Source organism: Pseudooceanicola nitratireducens (genome assembly GCF_900109195.1).
GTDB lineage: Bacteria > Pseudomonadota > Alphaproteobacteria > Rhodobacterales > Rhodobacteraceae > Pseudooceanicola > Pseudooceanicola nitratireducens.
In genome coordinates this window covers 576973-595098 of sequence record NZ_FNZG01000003.1, presented here as the reverse complement: position 1 = coordinate 595098, position 18126 = coordinate 576973, and the positions used below count along the sequence as shown (strand labels likewise).

General features: G+C 65.4%; 18 protein-coding genes. 13 read left to right on the top strand and 5 right to left on the bottom strand.

What is annotated here, in order from left to right; translation table 11 throughout:
* Positions 1-129 precede the first annotated feature (129 nt).
* Positions 130-1107 (top strand): calcium/sodium antiporter, encoded by a 978-nt coding sequence (locus BMX99_RS13485; protein ID WP_093452718.1) that lies wholly within the window; start codon positions 130-132, stop codon positions 1105-1107.
* A gap of 67 nt (positions 1108-1174) precedes the next feature.
* Here the strand turns inward: BMX99_RS13485 and BMX99_RS13480 are convergent, their stop codons facing one another.
* Genes BMX99_RS13480 through BMX99_RS13465 form a run of 4 tightly spaced genes read right to left on the bottom strand, consistent with a single transcriptional unit; the run spans position 1175 to position 5323 of the window.
* Entirely contained in the window at positions 1175-2806 is a 1632-nt protein-coding gene (locus tag BMX99_RS13480; RefSeq protein ID WP_093452715.1) for an AMP-binding protein, read from the bottom strand.
* Between the two features lie 59 nt (positions 2807-2865).
* Complete coding sequence (locus tag BMX99_RS13475; protein WP_093452712.1) at positions 2866-4026, bottom strand: acyl-CoA dehydrogenase family protein; 1161 nt, start codon at positions 4024-4026, stop codon at positions 2866-2868.
* Positions 4026-4826, bottom strand: a complete 801-nt coding sequence (locus BMX99_RS13470) for an enoyl-CoA hydratase family protein (protein WP_093452709.1) — start codon at positions 4824-4826, stop codon at positions 4026-4028. Before BMX99_RS13470 ends, BMX99_RS13475 begins: the two co-directional genes overlap by 1 nt.
* Positions 4823-5323, bottom strand: a complete 501-nt coding sequence (locus BMX99_RS13465; RefSeq protein WP_093452706.1) for a MarR family winged helix-turn-helix transcriptional regulator — start codon at positions 5321-5323, stop codon at positions 4823-4825. The genes BMX99_RS13470 and BMX99_RS13465 overlap by 4 nt, the downstream gene beginning before the upstream one ends.
* A 196-nt stretch (positions 5324-5519) precedes the next feature.
* Between BMX99_RS13465 and BMX99_RS13460 the strand changes: the two genes are divergently transcribed.
* The 8 genes from BMX99_RS13460 to BMX99_RS13425 all read left to right on the top strand — a co-directional run bounded on the left by BMX99_RS13460 (position 5520) and on the right by BMX99_RS13425 (position 12748).
* Positions 5520-6341, top strand: a complete 822-nt coding sequence (locus BMX99_RS13460) for an alpha/beta hydrolase (RefSeq protein WP_093452703.1) — start codon at positions 5520-5522, stop codon at positions 6339-6341.
* Positions 6342-6473: 132 nt separating this feature from the next.
* Complete coding sequence (locus tag BMX99_RS13455; RefSeq protein ID WP_093452700.1) at positions 6474-7661, top strand: ABC transporter substrate-binding protein; 1188 nt, start codon at positions 6474-6476, stop codon at positions 7659-7661.
* Between the two features lie 29 nt (positions 7662-7690).
* A complete protein-coding gene (locus BMX99_RS13450) occupies positions 7691-8608 on the top strand; it encodes a branched-chain amino acid ABC transporter permease (RefSeq protein WP_093452699.1) in 918 nt (305 codons plus the stop codon).
* Positions 8605-9594: a branched-chain amino acid ABC transporter permease gene (locus BMX99_RS13445; RefSeq protein ID WP_093452697.1), complete on the top strand. Its 990-nt coding sequence runs from the start codon at positions 8605-8607 to the stop codon at positions 9592-9594. Before BMX99_RS13450 ends, BMX99_RS13445 begins: the two co-directional genes overlap by 4 nt.
* Positions 9591-10343 carry an ABC transporter ATP-binding protein gene (locus tag BMX99_RS13440; RefSeq protein ID WP_093452694.1) on the top strand — a complete coding sequence of 251 codons (753 nt, stop codon included), beginning with the start codon at positions 9591-9593 and terminating at the stop codon, positions 10341-10343. Before BMX99_RS13445 ends, BMX99_RS13440 begins: the two co-directional genes overlap by 4 nt.
* Positions 10343-11029 carry an ABC transporter ATP-binding protein gene (locus BMX99_RS13435; RefSeq protein WP_093452691.1) on the top strand — a complete coding sequence of 229 codons (687 nt, stop codon included), beginning with the start codon at positions 10343-10345 and terminating at the stop codon, positions 11027-11029. The genes BMX99_RS13440 and BMX99_RS13435 overlap by 1 nt, the downstream gene beginning before the upstream one ends.
* A 21-nt stretch (positions 11030-11050) precedes the next feature.
* Complete coding sequence (locus BMX99_RS13430; RefSeq protein WP_093452688.1) at positions 11051-11497, top strand: cupin domain-containing protein; 447 nt, start codon at positions 11051-11053, stop codon at positions 11495-11497.
* Positions 11498-11500: 3 nt separating this feature from the next.
* On the top strand, positions 11501-12748 hold the full coding sequence (locus BMX99_RS13425) for a flavin-dependent oxidoreductase (protein WP_093452685.1): 1248 nt from the start codon (positions 11501-11503) through the stop codon (positions 12746-12748).
* 82 nt (positions 12749-12830) lie between these two features.
* On the opposite strand, the gene BMX99_RS13420 is transcribed toward BMX99_RS13425, so the two are convergent.
* A complete protein-coding gene (locus BMX99_RS13420) occupies positions 12831-13742 on the bottom strand; it encodes a LysR family transcriptional regulator (protein WP_093452682.1) in 912 nt (303 codons plus the stop codon).
* A gap of 216 nt (positions 13743-13958) precedes the next feature.
* On the opposite strand from BMX99_RS13420, the gene BMX99_RS13415 reads away from it, so the two are divergent.
* The 4 genes from BMX99_RS13415 (at position 13959) to BMX99_RS13400 (ending at position 18077) form a co-directional block, all read left to right on the top strand.
* A complete protein-coding gene (locus BMX99_RS13415; protein WP_093452679.1) occupies positions 13959-15242 on the top strand; it encodes a TRAP transporter large permease in 1284 nt (427 codons plus the stop codon).
* Between the two features lie 35 nt (positions 15243-15277).
* Positions 15278-16252, top strand: a complete 975-nt coding sequence (locus BMX99_RS13410) for a TRAP transporter substrate-binding protein (RefSeq protein WP_093452676.1) — start codon at positions 15278-15280, stop codon at positions 16250-16252.
* A 75-nt stretch (positions 16253-16327) separates the two neighbouring features.
* The gene (locus tag BMX99_RS13405; RefSeq protein WP_093452673.1) at positions 16328-16906 is read left to right on the top strand and encodes a TRAP transporter small permease; all 579 of its coding nucleotides are present in this window, start codon (positions 16328-16330) and stop codon (positions 16904-16906) included.
* Positions 16887-18077: a M20 aminoacylase family protein gene (locus BMX99_RS13400; protein WP_093452670.1), complete on the top strand. Its 1191-nt coding sequence runs from the start codon at positions 16887-16889 to the stop codon at positions 18075-18077. Before BMX99_RS13405 ends, BMX99_RS13400 begins: the two co-directional genes overlap by 20 nt.
* Positions 18078-18126: the final 49 nt, after the last annotated feature.

The following is an 18126-nucleotide window of genomic DNA, read 5'->3' as shown; positions in this document are numbered from 1 at the left end:
ATTATTTTCGCGGGCTCCTTGTGCGGGGGGGCGGCAGCATCCCACCTGAGGGGGGCGGCCGCGAGAGGCAAAGCGCCGCGTCATGGTCGCGATCCCGTCGGGGACGGGCCGTCAGGAAGGACAAAACCGATGCTGACCGAAATCTGGGCGCCCCTGCTGGGCGGGCTGGTGCTGCTGATCCTGGGCGGGGATTTCCTAGTCCGCGGGGCGGTGCAGGTGGCCGAACGGCTGGGCGTATCCCCGCTGGTGATCGGCTTGACGCTTGTGGGCTTCGGCACCTCGATGCCGGAACTGGTGACATCGGTGCGCGCCGCGTTGTCGGGCGCGCCGGGCATCGCCTATGGCAATATCGTCGGGTCGAACATCGCCAATATCCTGCTGATCGTCGGGGCCTCGGCCCTGGTGACCCCGGTGGTGGTGGCGCGGGCGGCGCTGCGGCGGGATGCGGCGGTCATGCTGGTGGTTGCGGCGGTGTTTGCCGCGCTGGCGCTGGTGGTGCCCTTTGGCCCGCTGGTCGGCGGGGGCTTTGTGCTGGCGCTGGTCGCCTATATCTGGCTGACCATTCAGCAGGAGCGGCGGGGGGCACCCACGGGCGCGCTGCATGACAAAGAGGTGGCGCTTGGGGCCGTCGATCCGGCGCTTGAACCGGGGGCCAAGCGCCCGGCGATCTGGACCGCGCTGGCGCTGGCCCTTGGCGGGCTGGTGGCGATCCTTCTGGGCGGCGGGCTGCTGGTCGACGGTGCGGTCACGCTGGCGCGGACCTTCGGCATCAGTGAAACGGTGATCGGGCTGACGATCGTGGCCATTGGTACCTCGATGCCCGAACTTGTGACCTCTCTGGTGGCGGCGCTGCGCAGGCAGGGGGACGTGGCCTTTGGCAATATTGTTGGGTCCAACATCTACAATATCCTGGGCATCGGGGGCGCGACGGCGCTGATCGCACCCGGCACCGTGCCGGTCGAGATCGCGCGGTTCGATGCGCTGGTGATGCTGGGGGTCACGCTGCTGCTGGTGCTGGTGGCCGCGACCGGGCTGAAGGTCGACCGGCGCGAGGGCGGGGTGCTTCTTGCCGGATACGGGATCTATCTTTTCGCGCTCTGGCCGTGATGTCCAAGCCCCAAGCAATGCAAAAGGCCCCGCAGTGCGGGGCCTTTGTTGTTCCGGTAACCGGGGATCAGTTCTTCAGGCGGAAGCGCTGGATCTTGCCGGATTCGGTCTTGGGCAGCGCCTTGGTGAACTTGACCGAGCGGGGGTATTTATAGGGCGCGATGGTCGCCTTGACGTGTTCCTGCAGCGCCTTCACCAGTTTCTCGCCCGGCTCGTGCCCTTCGGCGACGACGACGTGGGCCTCGACGATGGTGCCGCGTTCCTCATGCGGCTGGCCGATGACGGCGCATTCCACCACCGCCGGGTGTGACAGAAGGGCGGCTTCAACCTCGGGGCCCGCGATATTGTAGCCCGAGGAGACGATCATGTCGTCGTTGCGGGCGGCAAAGTGCAGATAGCCGTCTTCGTCCATGAAGAACGCGTCGCCGGTGATGTTCCAGCCGTCCAGCACGTATTTCTTCTGCCGGTCATCGGCCATGTAGCGACAGCCGATCGGGCCACGCACGGCCAGGCGTCCGACCGTGCCGCGCGGGACCTCGGCCCCGTCGTCGTCGATCACCTTGGCCTCGTATCCGCGTACGGGCTTGCCGGTGCAGGCGGGGCGGTGGTCGTCAAAGCGGTTGGTAATGAAGATGTGCAGCATCTCGGTCGCGCCGATGCCGTCCAGCATGGGCTTGCCGGTCTTTTCGATCCATTCCTCGTAGACGGGCGCGGGCAGGGTTTCCCCGGCAGAGACGGCGGCGCGCAGCGACGACAGGTCCGCGCCTTCGTCCATCGCGCGCAGCATCACCCGGTAGGCCGTGGGCGCGGTGAAGCTGACCGTGGCCTTATATTTCTGGATGATCTCGATCATATTGGGCGGAGAGGCGTTTTCCAGCAGCGTCGCCGCCGCGCCGAAGCGCAGCGGGAACACCGCCAGACCGCCCAGCCCGAACGTGAATGCGAGCGGAGGGGACCCCACAAACACGTCTTCGGGCGTGACGCCCAGGACCTCTTTCGCGTAGCCATCCGCGATGATCAGGATGTCGCGGTGGAAATGCATGGTGGCTTTCGGCGACCCGGTGGTGCCAGAGGTAAACCCAAGCAGCGCCACGTCATCGCGCCCGGTCTTCACCGCGTCGAAATGCACGGGCTTTTCCAGCGCCAGCCGGTCCAGTTCCGCGTCGTGGTTCGAGGTGCCGTCAAAGCCCACGACCTTTTCCAGGTATTCCGACGTTTTGGCGCAGGTGGCCATTTCGTCCATCAGCCGCGTGTCGCAGAAGGCGAACTGGATCTTGGCCTTGTCGACGATGGCCGTCAGTTCCCCCGCGCGGAGCAGGGGCATCGAATTCACCACGACCGCGCCGGCCTTGGTGGCGGCCAGCCAGACGGCGACCATGGCGGGGTTGTTGGCGGACCGGATCAGCACGCGGTTGCCGGGCTGCACGCCCAGATCCTCGGCCATGGCGTGGGCCAGGCGGTTGGTCCAGTCGGCCAGTTCCTTGTAGGTGCGGCGGCGGCCGTTGCCGATCAGGGCGGTGTTGTCGCCAAAGCCCTTGTCGACCATGGCATCGGTCAGCTCGACGCCGACGTTCAGGTGATCGGGATAGTCAAAGCCATCCATCAGCAGATCGGGCCATTGATCCGCCGGGGGAAGGTTGTCGCGGGTGTATGTGTCGACATGGGCCGAGGGGCCGAGGTTGAGGGTCTGAGGTGCCATCTTTGTTGTTTCGAACTCCCTGTTGCCGGTCCATGCCGGTTTTTGTTTTTCTGGTTTCGTCAGCCGGCCAGTGCTGCATCCAGCGTCTGGCGGGCGATGATGACTTTCTGCACGTCCGAGGCCCCTTCGTAGATCCGCAGCGCGCGGATCTCGCGATACAGACGTTCGACGGTTTCGCCGGATTTGACCCCGTCACCGCCATGCAGCTGAAGCGCCGCGTCGATGACCTTCTGGGCCTCGTCGGTGGCGAAAAGCTTGGCCATCGCGGCCTCGCGGCTGACGCGGGGGGCGCCGCTGTCCTTGGTCCAGGCGGCGCGATAGACCAGCAGGGCCGAGGCATCGACGCGCAGCGCCATTTCCGCGATATGCGCCTGAACCATCTGCAGATCGGCCAGGGGCTTGCCCTGGACCTTGCGGGCCATGACGCGGGCCGTGGCTTCGTCCAGGGCGCGGCGGGCAAAGCCCAGGCCGGCGGCGGCCACGGTGGTGCGGAAGACGTCCAGCACCGACATGGCGATCTTGAACCCCTGACCCGGCGCGCCGATCAGCGCCGATTTCGGCAGCCGCGCGCCGGTGAAGCGCAGGGTGGCCAGCGGATGCGGGGCGATGGTGTCCAGCCGCTCGGCGATCTCGAAGCCGGGCGTGTCCGCGGGCACGATGAAGGCCGACAGGCCCTTGGCCCCCGGGCCTTCACCGGTGCGGGCGAAGAGCGTGTAGACATCCGCGATCCCGCCGTTCGAGATCCAGGTTTTTTCCCCATCCAATACCCATGCGTCGCCGTCGTCGCGGGCCGTCATGGTGGAATTGGCGACATCCGACCCGGATTGAGGTTCCGTGAGTGCAAAGGCGGAAATCGCCCGACCCGAACGGGTCAGGGGAAGCCATTCACCTTGTTGTTCGGGCGAACCGAACAGCGAAATTGCCCCGGTTCCAAGGCCCTGCATGGCGAAGGCAAAATCGGCCAGCCCGTCATGACGGGCCAGGGTTTCGCGGGACAGGCACAGGGTGCGCACGTCCAGCGGCTGCGGGTTGGCGGGATCGACGGCCGTGGGGTTTAGCCAGCCATCCGCGCCCAGTTTCGCCACCAGCGCGCGACAGGCGTTGTCGGTGTCGCGGTGGTCGATCGCGCCCAGCCCTTGGGCCCATTGGTCCAGCGCCATGGCGTGGTCCTTGTGGGCGGGCGTCAGGAAGGGCCAGTCAAGGAAGGTCCGATCGGCCATCAGTCGCCCTCGAACACGGGTTTTTCCTTCGCGACGAAGGCGTTGTAGGCGCGGGTGAAATCCTCGGTCTGCATGCAGATGGCCTGGGCCTGGGCTTCGGCCTCGATGGCCTGGTCCAGCGACATGGACCATTCCTGCTGCAGCATGGTCTTGGTCATCATGTGGCCGAAGTTCGGGCCCTCGGCGATCTTCCTGGCCCAGGCGACGGCCTCGGCTTCCAGCTGGTCGGCGGGGATCAGGCGGTTCCAGAAGCCCCATCTTTCGCCTTCGTCGGCAGTCATGGCGCGGCCGGTGTAAAGCAGTTCGTTCGCGCGGCCCTGGCCGATGATGCGGGGCAGCATGGCGCAGGCGCCCATGTCACAGCCGGCAAGGCCGACGCGGGTGAACAGGAAGGCGCATTTCGCCTCGGGCGTGGCGACCCGCAGGTCGGACGCCATGGCGATGATCGCGCCGGCACCGACACAGACGCCATCGGCGGCGGTGATGATCGGCTTGCCGCAGTTCAGCATGGATTTGACCAGATCGCCGGTCATCCGGGTGAATTGCAGCAGCTCCTTCATCGACATCCGGGTGAGTGGGCCGATGATGTCATGCACATCGCCCCCGGAGGAGAAATTGCCGCCATTCGAGGCAAAGACCACGGCCTTGATCGTGTCGTCGTAGTGCAGATCGCGGAACCAGTCGCGCAATTCGGCATAGCTGTCGAAGGTCAGCGGGTTCTTGCGGTCGGGACGGTCCAGGCGGATGGTCGCGATGCCGTCCTCGATCTGGCACAGAAAATGTTTCGTATCGGCCCTCATTGGCCTTCCTCCTCATCATCATCGCGCATCATGTCGAAATGGTCCGAGACCATGCGCGCCTCCTCGGGCGTGAAACTGCCCAGCAATTCATCGATCCAGGCCTCGTGGGCGAGGGCCTGGGCGGCAAAGACCTCTTCCCCCTTGCGGGTCAGCCGCACGAGAGAGGCGCGGCGGTCGCCGGGGACCTGCACGCGCACCACCAGTCCTTCGTCGACCAGACGGTCGACGATGCCGGTGACATTGCCGTTCGATACCTTCAGCACGCCCGACAGGGCGGACATCTTCAGCCCGTCGGAATAGCGCGACAGCGCGGCCATCACATCAAAGCGGGGCAGGGTGGAGTTGAACTCGGTCCGCAGGTTTTCACGCAGCTGCGCTTCGACCCGGCGGGTGCTTTTCAGCATCCTCAGCCACATGCGCAGACGTTCCTTCGACGGGGTGCCAAGGGCGGCGGCGGGGCCGTCGCTTTGGGCCTTCTCGGTCTTGGGGCCGTTCATCGTCACAGAGCCCTCCGGCGTTGTTTGCGGTGTCGATGATCAAAGGCTAGGCAGGCCAAAAAATTATTTCAAGCAAAAAAGGTTTGAGCTTGAAATATATTTGAGTGCGGGTAACGTGAGCTTAACGAAGCGGCATTCGTGACCCTGAAAACAGGGCGGGGATGTCAATAAAACAAGGCCTGAAAGGGAGGTCTGCATGGTTGCTCACATCGTCACCGATTGGGATGACGCCTATGAGAACGCGCGCAATATTCCGGGTGGATCCGGCTATCCCGCCGCCTGGGTCGGGCCGTCGTCTGCCTTCCGCGAAGGCGCGGATGCGCGGCTTGATATCGCCTATGGGGCGGGGGTGCGCCACCGCTATGATCTGTTCCTGCCCGAGGGCACGCCGAAGGGTCTGTTCGTCTTCGTGCACGGCGGCTACTGGGTCGCGCTGGACAAGTCCTTCTGGTCGCATCTGGCCGCTGGTCCGCTGGCGCGGGGCTGGGCGGTGATGATGCCGTCCTATGATCTGTGCCCCGATGTCTCGATCGCTGAGATCACCGCGCAGGTCGGGGCGGCGATCAACCATGCGGCGGGCGAGGTCGCGGGGCCGATCGTCCTGTCGGGCCATTCCGCCGGCGGTCACCTTGTCACTGCGATGATGTGCGAGGACACGCCGCTCTCCGGTCCCGTACGTGACCGGCTCGCTCATGTGCTGTCGATCTCGGGGCTGCATGACCTGCGGCCGATGCTGAAGACCGCGCGCAACCAGGTTCTCGGGCTGGACATGCAAAGCGCCGAGGCCAACAGCCCGGCCCTGAAACGCCCGCTGCCGAACGTGCGGCTGACGACCTGGGTCGGCGGTGGCGAGCGGCAGGAATTCCTGCGCCAGTCCGCGCTGCTGTCGAACATCTGGCACGGGCTGGGCTGCGTTACGCAGGATGTGCCCGAACCGGACCGGCATCATTTCAACGTCATCGACGGATTGATGGATCCGGAAAGTGCGATGTTGCGCGTCGTGCTGGGGGGCGAATGACGAGGTGACCAGAAAATAACTTGCATCTGCAACGCGTTGCCCCGCTGAATGCCCGGTGTGACGCGTCAGGCAAAGAGGCCTAGCGCCCAATCAGACGGCAAAAGCCGCATGTCTCAACAAGGGAGTTCAATCATGAACCACAAATCCAGACTACTTGCATCCACCGTCCTGGCCATGGGCCTGACGGCCCCTGCAATCGCACAGGATGTGCCCGCCGGGGCCAGCGACGATGTGCTGAAGATCGGCCTTGTCTACACCCTGTCCGGCCCGCCCGCGGCCCTGGGCGAGCAGGCCCGCGACGGGTTCCTGCTGGCCGCCGAGAAGATCGGCGAGCTGGGCGGCATGAAGACCGAGATCATCATCGTCGATGACGAAGGCAAGCCCGACCTGGCCGCGCAGAAAGCGAATGAGCTGGTGCTGCGCGACAATGTCGATTTCGTCGTCGGCCCGATCTTTTCCAACATCCTGATGGCCATCGTGCAGCCGGTCACCTCGACCGGGACGGTTCTGATCTCGACCAACGCAGGGACCTCGACCCTGGCGGGCGAGGCCTGCAATCCGAACTTCTACACGACCTCGTATCAGAACGACCAGAACCACGAAGTCATGGGCGCCTATGCCCAGGCCCAGGGGTACAACAACGTCTTCCTGATGACGCCCAACTACCAGGCGGGCAAGGACAGCCAGGCAGGGTTCAAGAATTCCTACAAGGGCGGCACGGCCGGCGAGATCTACACCGAACTGGGGCAGCTGGACTTCTCGTCCGAGCTGGCACAGATCGCGGCCTTCCAGCCCGATGCAGTCTTTACCTTCATGCCCGGCGGCATGGGTGTGAACCTTGTGAAGCAGTACAGCCAGGCGGGCCTGTCGGGCATCCCCTTCCTGTCGGCCTTCACCGTGGATGAAACCACGTTGCCCGCAACGCAGGATGCCGCCGTCGGCATGCTGGGCGGTGCCAACTGGGCCCCGGACATGGACAACGCCGCGAACAAGGAATTCGTCGACGGCTATATCGCCAAATACGGCGCGGTGCCGGGCACCTATGCCATGCAGGCCTATGACGCGGCCCAGCTGATCAACAGCGCCGTCGCCAAGGTGGGCGGAGACCTGACGGACCGTGCCGCGCTGCACGCCGCCATCAAGGAAGCCGATTTCGACAGCCCGCGCGGCGACTTCTCGTTCGGGAAGAACAACTTCCCGATCCAGGACTTCTACCTGGTCGAGGCGGTGAAGCGCGAGGACGGCATGTACGGCACCTCGGTCAAGGAGAAGATCTTCGACGACTACGTCGATAACTACGCCGACCAGTGCAAGATGTGATCGGTTAGACGGCCAGGGGGATTACGACCATGATGAACCTTTTTGTCCTGCAACTGCTCAACGGCGTACAGCTGGGCGTGTTGCTGTTCCTGATTGCGGCGGGCCTGACGCTCGTCTTCGGGATCATGGACGTGATCAACCTGGCCCACGGCGTCCTGTACATGGTGGGCGCCTACCTGATCGCGACTTTCGCGGCGGCCACGGGCAGCTTCTGGTGGGGTTTCCTGCTGATGCTGCCGGCCGCCGTGCTAGTGGGGCTGATCCTCGAATTCGTGGTGATGCGACGATTATATGCGCGCTCACACCTGGACCAGGTGCTGGCCACCTTCGGCCTGGTGATGATCGCAACCGAAGCGGTCAAGATCATCTGGGGCACCGCGCCCCTGTCGGTGCCGATGCCGGATGTCTTCTCGGGCTCGATCCCGCTGATGGGGCCGCTGAAATACCCGGTCTACCGCATCGCCATCATCGTGGCGGGCCTGGCCGTGGGCCTGGGGCTGTTCGTGATGGTCAACTACACCCGCGTCGGCATGCTGCTGCGGGCCGGGGCCACCAACCGCTCGACCGTCTCGGCGCTTGGCGTGGACATCAACCGGCTGTTTGCCGTGGTCTTCACCCTGGGCGCGGTGCTGGCCTGCCTGGCTGGCGCGCTGGTTGCGCCGATCCTGTCGGTGGACACCGGCATGGGGGAATCCGTGCTGATCCTGACCTTCGTGGTTGTCGTCATCGGCGGCATCGGATCGGTCAAGGGGGCGTTTCTGGGCGCGCTGCTGGTTGCGGTGGTGGACACCGTGGGCGGCGTCTTTGGCCCGATCTGGCTGCGTGAGATCATGGATCCCGCCGCCGCCGGACAGACGGGCCGCGTGCTGGCCCCGATGCTTGTCTACATCCTGATGGCCGTCATCCTGTCGGTCAAACCCGCCGGCCTGTTCGGGAGGACCGCATGAGCGACGCAACCGCAACGCTGACCGCGCCGCGCCGCGCCCTGACCGGGCGACTGAAAGCTGCGCTGGTCCTGTTTGTCCTGTTCGCGCTGATGCCGCCGCTGGCGGCCGCGCTGAACGATCCCTTCTACGTGCTGATCGGCACCCGGATCCTGGCCTTTGCCATCGCCGCCATGGCGCTGGACCTGATCCTTGGCTACGGCGCGATGGTCAGCTTTGGCCACGCGGCCTACCTGGGGTTCGGCACCTATGCGGTGGCGATCCTGGCCAGCTGGGGCGTCAATGACCTGGTGCTGCAGATCCTTGCGGCGATCGCGATCTCGGCCATCTTCGCGCTGGTGACGGGGGCGATTTCGCTGCGCACCAAGGGCGTCTATTTCATCATGATCACCCTGGCCTTCGGCCAGATGGCGTTCTTCTTCTTCATCTCTCTCTCGGCCTATGGCGGGGACGACGGGGTGGCGCTGATGCAGCGGTCGACCGTGCTGGGGATGGATCTGCTTAAATCCGACTTCGGGCTCTATTACACCACGCTGGCGATCCTGGTCGCGCTGTTCGTCCTGTGTCACCGCATTGTCGGGTCGCGCTTTGGCCGGGTGCTGACCGGCATCCGCGAAAACCCAACCCGGATGGAGGCCATCGGCTATTCGCCCTTCCGCTACCAGCTGACGGCCTTCGTCATCTCGGGCTGCATCACGGCGGTGGCCGGGGTCATGCTGGCCAACCAGGCGCAATTCGTGTCGCCGGCCTTCATGTCCTGGCACCGCTCGGGAGAGCTGATCGTGATGGTCGTGCTGGGCGGCGTGGGCACGCTGGCCGGGCCGATCGCGGGCGCAGTTGCCGCGCTGCTGCTTGAGGAATGGCTGGGCGCGCTGTCGGAACACTGGAAGCTGTTCTTCGGGGTGTTCCTGGTTCTCATGGTGCTCTTCTCGCCGCGTGGCATCACGGGGCTTCTGGAAAAGGCCGGTATCGCAAGGAGACAGGAATGACGTCTTTGACGGTTCGCAACCTGACGAAAAGCTTCGGCGCGCTGAAGGTCACCGATGACGTGTCCCTGGCGGTGGAGCCGGGCGAAATCCACGCCATCATCGGCCCGAACGGGGCCGGCAAGACGACGCTGATTTCCCAGCTTTCCGGGCAGCTTGGGTCCGACGGCGGGTCCGTGTCCCTTGGGGATCGCGACATCACCCGGCTGTCGATGCCCGACCGGGTCAAGCTGGGGCTGGCGCGGTCGTTCCAGATCACATCTGTCCTGCCGGGGTTCACCACGCTGGAAAACGTGGCCCTGGCGGTGCAGGCACGGGAAGGGTCGTCCTTCCGGTTCTTCGGCACCGTCGCGCGGGAAGAGGCGCTGAACCGCGCCGCGCTGAAGGCCCTGGCCGAAGCGGGGCTGGATCACCGGGCCGACGTTCTGGCCAAATCGCTCAGCCACGGGGAACATCGCCGGTTGGAGCTGGCGATCGCCCTGGCCACCGAACCTTCGGTGCTGCTGCTGGACGAACCCCTGGCCGGGGTAGGGGGCGAGGATGCGGAAACCTTCGTCGCCAACCTGCAACGGCTGAAGGGGCGGTTCACCATGGTCCTGATCGAACATGACATGGACGCGGTCTTCCAGCTGGCCGACCGGGTTTCGGTGCTGGTCTATGGGCGCATCATCGCGACCGGCACACCGCAGGCCATCCGGTCGGACCCGCAGGTGCGGGCCGCCTACCTGGGCGAAGAAGAGGAGGCCGCGTGATGCTGGACGTCAATGGGCTCGAGGCCGGCTACGGCGACAGCCAGATCCTTTTCGGCATCGATTTTCGCGTCCGCGAAGGCGAGGTCGTGACCCTTCTGGGCCGCAACGGCATGGGCAAGACCACGACGATCAAGTCGATCTTCGGGCTGGTCAAGCCACGCGCCGGGTCGGTCAAGATCGGCGGCAAGAACCTGACCGGGGCCGATCCGCACCGGATCGCGCTGGCGGGGCTGGGCTATGTGCCGGAAGGCCGGCAGATCTTTCCCACCCTGAATGTCGAGGAGAACCTGCGCGCCACCGCCCGTCCGGGCAAATGGACCCTGCAGCGGATCTACGACCTGTTCCCCCGCTTGCACGAACGTCGGCGCAATATGGGCAACCAGTTGTCGGGCGGGGAACAGCAGATGCTGGCCATCGGCCGCGCGCTGATGACCAATCCCCAGCTGGTCGTCCTGGACGAGGCGACCGAGGGCCTGGCCCCGCTGATCCGCGCCGACATCTGGGCCTGCCTGGAACGGCTGAAACAAGAGGGAGAGGCGATCCTGGTCATCGACAAGAACGTCGATGCGCTGACCCGGTTCGCCGACCGCCACGTGGTGGTCGAAAAGGGCCGCGTTGTCTGGACCGGCTCTACCCCCGAACTTCTGGCCTCACCGCAGGTGAAGGACCGTTTTCTACATGTCTGACAGTCAAGGAGACCCCCGCCCATGATACCCGGCGTCACGAAATCCAATACCGGCATCGAAGAAATCAGCTGGAACATCCTGGGCCAGACCTATGTGCCCAAGCAGAAGTCCGAAAACTCGATGGCCTGGCATGCGACCCTGCCCAAGGGGACCTTTGTGCCGCCGCATATCCACCCCACGCAGGACGAATTCATCTACGTGCTGGAAGGCCGGTTCGACGTGCTGCTGAACGGGGTCGAAACCTATGCGGAACCCGGCGACCTGATCCGCCTGCCCAAGGGCATTCCGCACGGCATCTACAACAAGACCGACCAGACCATCAAATGCCTGTTCTGGGTCGCACCGACCCGCAAGCTGTTCGATCTGTTCTGGGCGCTGCACAACCTTGGCCCCGATGCGAACCCGGCCGATGTGGTCGCGGTCTCGGCCAAGCACGAGGTCGACTTCCTACCGCCCGAGGAGGAGTGATCCATGACGGTCCTTATCGCAGGGGCGGGCATCGGGGGTCTGACGACCGCCCTGATGCTGCACGCCCGGGGCATCCCCGTTCAGATCTATGAAGCCGCCCGCGAAGTCCGCGAAGTGGGCGTCGGCATCAACGTGCTGCCCCATGCCATCAAGGAACTGGCCAACCTTGGCCTGCTGGAGGCGCTGGACAAGGTCGGCGTGCGCACCCGCAAGCTGTCCTACCTGACCAAGCAGGGGCAGGAGGTCTGGACCGAGCTGCGCGGCATGCATGCGGGCCACGACGTGCCGCAGTTTTCGATCCATCGGGGGCGTTTGCAGAAGGTCATCTATGACGCGGTGATCGACCGGCTGGGCCCGGATGCGATCCGCACCGGGCGGCGGCTTTCGGGCTTTATCCAGGACGAGTCGGGCGTGACCGCGCATTTCACCGACAGCGTGCTGGGCGATGCGGGTGAAACGCACCGGGCCGAAGTTCTGATCTGCGCCGATGGCATCCATTCCGCCGGGCGGCGGCATTTCTACCCGAACGAAGGCGCGCCTTCGTGGCAGGGGGTCGTGATGTGGCGCGGCGCGGCCGAATGGCCGGTCTGGGAAGACGGCGAGAGCATGGCGATCGGCGGCGGCCTGGGCGGCAAGTTCGTGCTGTATCCCATTGCGCCTGCGGTGAAGGGCAAGCAGCTGATGAACTGGGTGGTGAACGTGCGGATCAAGGATCCGGCGGTCTCGACCCCGCCGCCGGACAATTGGTCGCGTCAGGTGTCGCTGGCGGATGTGCTGCCCCATGCGCTGCGCTTTCACGTGCCGGGGATGGACATTGGCGGGCTGGTCAGGAAGACGCCGACGATCTTCGAATATCCCATGGCTGACCGCGATCCGCTGCCGCGCTGGACCTTTGGCCGCGTGACGCTTCTGGGGGATGCGGCGCATCCGATGTATCCCGTGGGTTCCAACGGCGCGTCCCAGGCGATCCTGGATGCGCGCTGCCTGGCGGATGCCCTGGCGCGGGCCGAACACCCCCGTGCGGCGCTGTGGCAGTACGAAAAGGACCGGCTGCCCAAGACGGCCGAGGTCGTGCGCACCAACCGCATCGGCGGCCCCGAAAGGGTCATCGACGAGGTCGAGAAGCTGGCCCCCGCCGGGTTCAAGACGGTCGATCACGTGCTGTCCTACGAGGATCGCAAGGCCATCGTCGGCGGCTATGCCCAGATGGCGGGCTATTCGCGGGTCAAGCTGATACAGCGCGCGTCCTAGGCGCTTCCTAGGCGCATCCTGCCCAGAACGATCCTGACCACGAAGGCCCCGGTGACGGGGCCTTTTTGCTGTGCGGGATGCGTCAGTTCAGCGGTTGTGCGACCGTTTCGGCATAGACCCGGCGCATGGCCGCGATCAGTGCGGTGACGGGGCTGCGTTCGGGGCGGTCGGCCAGCTGGGCGACGGCCAGTTCAAGCCCGATCGGTTCGCTAAGCGGCAGGACCCGCATGCGGCTGCCCTTCAGCGCGGGCACCGACAGGCGATCGACAACCGTGCACATGCGCGCGCCCCGGGCCAGGCCGACGGCAAAGGGGATGCTCAGCGCGGTCAGGCTGCGGCGGGGCTGGATGTTGCGGCGTTTCAGCTCGGCCTCGACCCGTGCACCAAGGGGGGCGTGTACGTTGTGGGTGACGAAATCGGCCCCCTGCAGCCAGGCCAGATCAAAGGCGTCTTCGCTGGCGCGGGGGTGGTCGTCCGGCAGCACCGCCACCAGGGGCATATGGCCGATGGTCCATTGCCGCAGCTCGGGCCGGCCGTCCCAGGCCCCGCCGACAGCCAGATCGACCGACCCTTCGTGCAGCGCCGGCAGCTGGTTGCTTTGCCGCCCGCCGTCCACCACGATTTCCAGGTCGGGGAAATCCCGGCGCAGCTGGCCCACGGCCTCGGGCAGGACCGAATGGGCCAGGGCGGTGGTGGCCATGATGCGCAGCGCCTCGTGCTGGCCGCGCCGGATCGAGTCGACCGATTGCGCCACCTGGCCTAGACGTTCGAACAGCCCGCCGCTTTCGGCATAAAGCCGTTGCGCCTCCCAGGTCGGTTCCAGCCGGCCCGCGACATTGCGGAAAAGGGTCAGGTTCAGCTCGTCCTCGAAGATCTGCAGGTGGCGGCTGATGGTGGGCTGCGACAGGCGCATGGCGCGGGCGGCGGCGCTGACGCTGTCGGTTTCGAAAACGGTGCGGAAGACCTGAAGCCTGTGCAGGTTGATGCCGTCCATCTCGGCCCCTTTGCTTAATCTTTAATCATTTGTGGCGTCCCCCCGCGCGGGCCTTCGGGCGCTGAACCTGCGGCCGGGGCAGGGGGCAGGCGGTGCCGAACGTGAAATTTTCGTGACGCTTCAATGAAAGTCATACGTCATGCGTATGGGTCGGGCAATATTTATCGTATTGCCTATAGGGCGGCAAACCCCTTCCTTGACGGAAAGGAGACCCCGATGCCGTTCATACCCTTCCTCTTTCTGCTGGCGACGCTGCTTTCGGGCAGCGCGATTGCCTATTTCGTCGGCGGTGCAACCATCGTCGGTTTCTTCACGCAGGATCAGGCGCGCTATTTGGCCGCCCTGCCGCAGCGGGCGATGAGCCAGCTGGATGTCTTTGCCTTCCTCGCGATGCCGCTGTTCATTCTGACCGGAGAGCTGATGAACCGCGGCGGCGTGACCGAGGCGCTGATCCGCTTTTCGCTGTCGATGCTTGGCCGGTTCAAGGGCGGCATGGCGCATGTGAACATCCTGACCTCGGTCTTCTTCGCGGGGATCTCGGGCTCGGCCACGGCGGATGCGGCGGCGCTTGGCAACACGCTGGTCCCCGAGATGGAGCGCCAGGGCTACAGCCGCGACTATGCGGCGGCGATCACCGCGGCCTCGTCGATCATCGGGCCGATCATCCCGCCCTCGATCATCCTGATCTTCTACGGCGCGCTGCTGAACACCTCGGTCGTGGCGCTGTTTGCGGCGGGCGTGGTGCCCGGGCTGCTGCTGGCGGCGGTGCTGATGGTGGTGAACGCCATCCTAGCGCACCGGCACGGCCATCCGGGCGGCAAGGGATCCGAGATCCCGCCGTTCTGGGGATCGCTGTTCCAGGCGCTGCCCGCGCTGTCGCTGCCGGTCATCATCCTGTCGGGCATCCTGTTCGGCTTCATGACCCCGGCCGAGGCCGCAGGCGTCGCATCGCTGGCCGCGCTCGCTGTGGGCATGTTCTATGGCCGCCTGACCCTGAAGGACGTGCACGAGGCGCTGAACCGCACGGTGATCCTGTCGGGCGCGGTCTTCATCATCCTCGTGGCGGTGGCGACCTTTGGCTACCTCACCTCGGTTGAACAGCTGCCCCGCAAGCTGGCCGAGATGATCGGCGAGATCGGGCTGGATGCGACCGGCTACATGATCGTGCTGAACATCATTTTCCTGCTGGCGGGCATGATCATGGACGTGAAGGCCGCCGTGGCGCTTCTGGGTCCGCTGCTGATCCCGCCGGCGATCGCCCTGGGCGTGGACCCGGTGCACATGGGCATCCTGGTCGGCTTCAACCTGACCGTGGGCCTGCTGACGCCGCCGCTTGGCGGGGTGCTTCTGATCCTCTCGACCGTGGTCGACATCGGCTACTGGCGGCTGGTCCGCGCGACGCTGCCCTTCCTGGTGGTCGAGCTGATCCTGCTGGGCGTGCTGATCTACGTGCCCGCCATCTCGCTGACGCTGCCGCGTTACCTGGGCCTTATCAACTGACTTCCGAAAACCAGAACCAACAGGAGTATTTTCCAATGAAACAGACGCTTATGGCCGCAACCCTGGGCCTGGCCGCCCTGACGGCAACCCAGGCCACCGCGATGGATGACGTGATCGTCGCCTTCGCCGGCACCGAGGACCTGAAGAACGACGCCGAATATGTCTTCATCCATGCCTTCGCCGAAAGCCTGTCCGAACACGGCGTCAACGTGGTCGTGCACCCGTCGAACACCATGGGCAAGGAAAGCGACCGTTTCGACCAGACCTCTCAGGGGCTGATCGCGGTGAACATCGGCAACGGTGGCGCGCTGATGAAGGCGTCGAAATGGGCCTCGACCCTGTTCCTGCCCTTCCTGACCTCGGACGAGGCGTCGTTCGACCGCATGGTCGCGGAAAGCAAGGGCCTGGACCGGATCAACGAAGAAGCCTCGCGCTTGGGGCTGCGGGTGGCCGGTTTCGCCATGCGCGGCGGGTCGCTTGGCCTGTTCAACACCGAAAAGCCGGTCAGCACGATCGACGACGTGGCCGACATGCGCCTGCGTGCGCAGAACGGCGACCAGGTGACTTTCATGTCCGCATGGGGTGCCAAGCCGACCGTCGTGTCCTGGGCCGAGACGCCGAACGCACTGCAGACCGGTGTGGCCGTGGGCCATTACAACCCGCCCTCGACCGTCGTGGCCGCCGGTCAGGTCGAGCTGCTGAACTACTTCACGCCGATGAACGCGGGCCCGGTGCCCAAGGTCATCATGCTGTCCGACGACTGGTATTCCATGCTGAGCGACGAGGAACGCACCTGGGTCGATGACGCGGTTGCCCATGGCGTCGCCGTGAACCGCGCCTGGGCCGTGGAACAGGCCCCCTACTTCGAGCAGGTGATCGTCGATGGCGGCATCGAGATCACGCCGCTGGAAGAGGGCGAGCGCGCCAAGTTCGTCGAAGCCTCGCGCGCGGTCTGGGATCAGATCGTGCCCGCCGAAGACGCCGCCTTCATCGCGAAATTCGCCGACTGATTTCGCGTTGATCCCGGGGTCCGTGCCATGCGGGCGCGGGCCCCGGACCCTGACATCCCAAGCAAGGCCCCTATCATGCAGTCCATCGCGACCTTCCTGACCTACCTCAGCACCGGCATTGACCGGGTTCTGCGCCTTGTCGCCCTTGTGGGGCTGGTGCTGATGGTCGGCTTCATCGCCCTGCAGGTGGTGGCCCGCTACGGGTTCGCCGCGCCGCCGGCCTGGACCGAAGAGGCCGCGCGCTATGCGATGGTCTGGGTCGGTCTGCTGGGGGCGGCGATTTCCTTCAAGACGGGCTTCGACCCCCGGCTGGTGAAACTGCCGGTGACGCTGCCCCGGCCCGTGCTGGCCCTTGCGGCCCTGCTGCGCGGGTCCGCGGTCGTCGTCTTCCTGGGCCCGATCCTGTTCTACTGCTTCTATGGCCCCGGGATGAACCCGGCGCGGTCCTTCCTGGCGCGCAACCTGCACACTACGGCCGAGACCTTCGACATGCCGACGATCTTCGTTGCCATCACCGTGCCGATCTTCATCATCGCCATATTCATTCACGGCCTGGCCCATTGCGCCAACGCGCTGGTCCCGACCCAGGCCCCTGCCAAGACCCCTGCCAAGACCCCCGCGGAAAGAGAGACGAATGCCCCCGATCACGCCTGACGACCTGCGCGCCGATACCGATTTCATCGACCGCCTGACCCAGCTGCGCCGCGACATCCACGCCCATCCCGAAACCGCTTTTGAAGAGGTCCGCACCTCGGACATCGTTGCCACCCGGCTTGAGGCAATGGGGATCGAGATCCATCGCGGGCTGGGCGGCACCGGCGTTGTCGGCACCTTGCGCGGCAAGCGCCCGGGTCAGCGCGCCATCGCGCTGCGGGCGGACATGGACGCGCTGTTCATCACCGAGGAGACGGGCAAGCCCTACGCCTCGACCGTGCCGGGCAAGATGCATGCCTGCGGCCATGACGGCCACACCACCATGCTTCTGGGCGCGGCCGAAAAGCTGGCGGCGGATCCCGATTTCGCCGGCACCGTGCAGTTCATCTTCCAACCGGCCGAGGAAGGCCTGGGCGGCGCACGGGTGATGATCGAGGACGGGTTGTTCGACCTCTTCCCGGTCGATGCGGTTTACGGGGTGCACAATGCGCCCAAGGAACCGCTTGGCCAGGTGCAGACGCGCGTCGGGCCCTACATGTGCGCAGGCGATACCTGGGAAGTGATCTTCGAAGGCACCGGCGGCCACGGGGCGATGCCCCACAACGCCACCGATCCGACCATTCCCGCCGCGCAGTTCATCGCATCGCTGGCGCAGATCATTTCCCGCAAGGTGCCGTCGAACGACCCGGCGGTGGTTTCGGTCGGTCATATCGGGGCAGGGGATTACAACAGCCCCAACATCATCCCGTCGCGGGTCGTCGTGCGCGGTACGGCGCGGTCCTACCGGCCCGAGGTGCGCGATATCCTGGAACAGTCGATCGGGGCTTTTGCCGAAGGCTGCGCCCAGCCCCATGGGGTCAGCGCCCGGCTGATCTATACCCGCCGCTATCCGCCGCTGGTGAACGCGGCCGAAGAGGTCGCGCGGGCGGTTCAGGCCGCCGGCGCAACGGTCGGGGCCGACCTAGTCGATGCCGAAGCGCCGCTGGTTGGCGGGTCCGAGGATTTTTCCTTCATGCTGGAAAAGGTGCCTGGGGCCTACGTGATGATCGGCAATGGCGACGGGCCTGATGCGGCCTTCGTGCATACGCCCAGGTTCGACTTTAACGACGATCTGATCCCGATCGGCGTGGCCTATTGGATGAACGTGGTCGCAGCGGAGCTCTCGGCCTGATTTGGCCCTTTGTGCCCCCCATGATCTGGCATGATCTGAACGCCGCCCG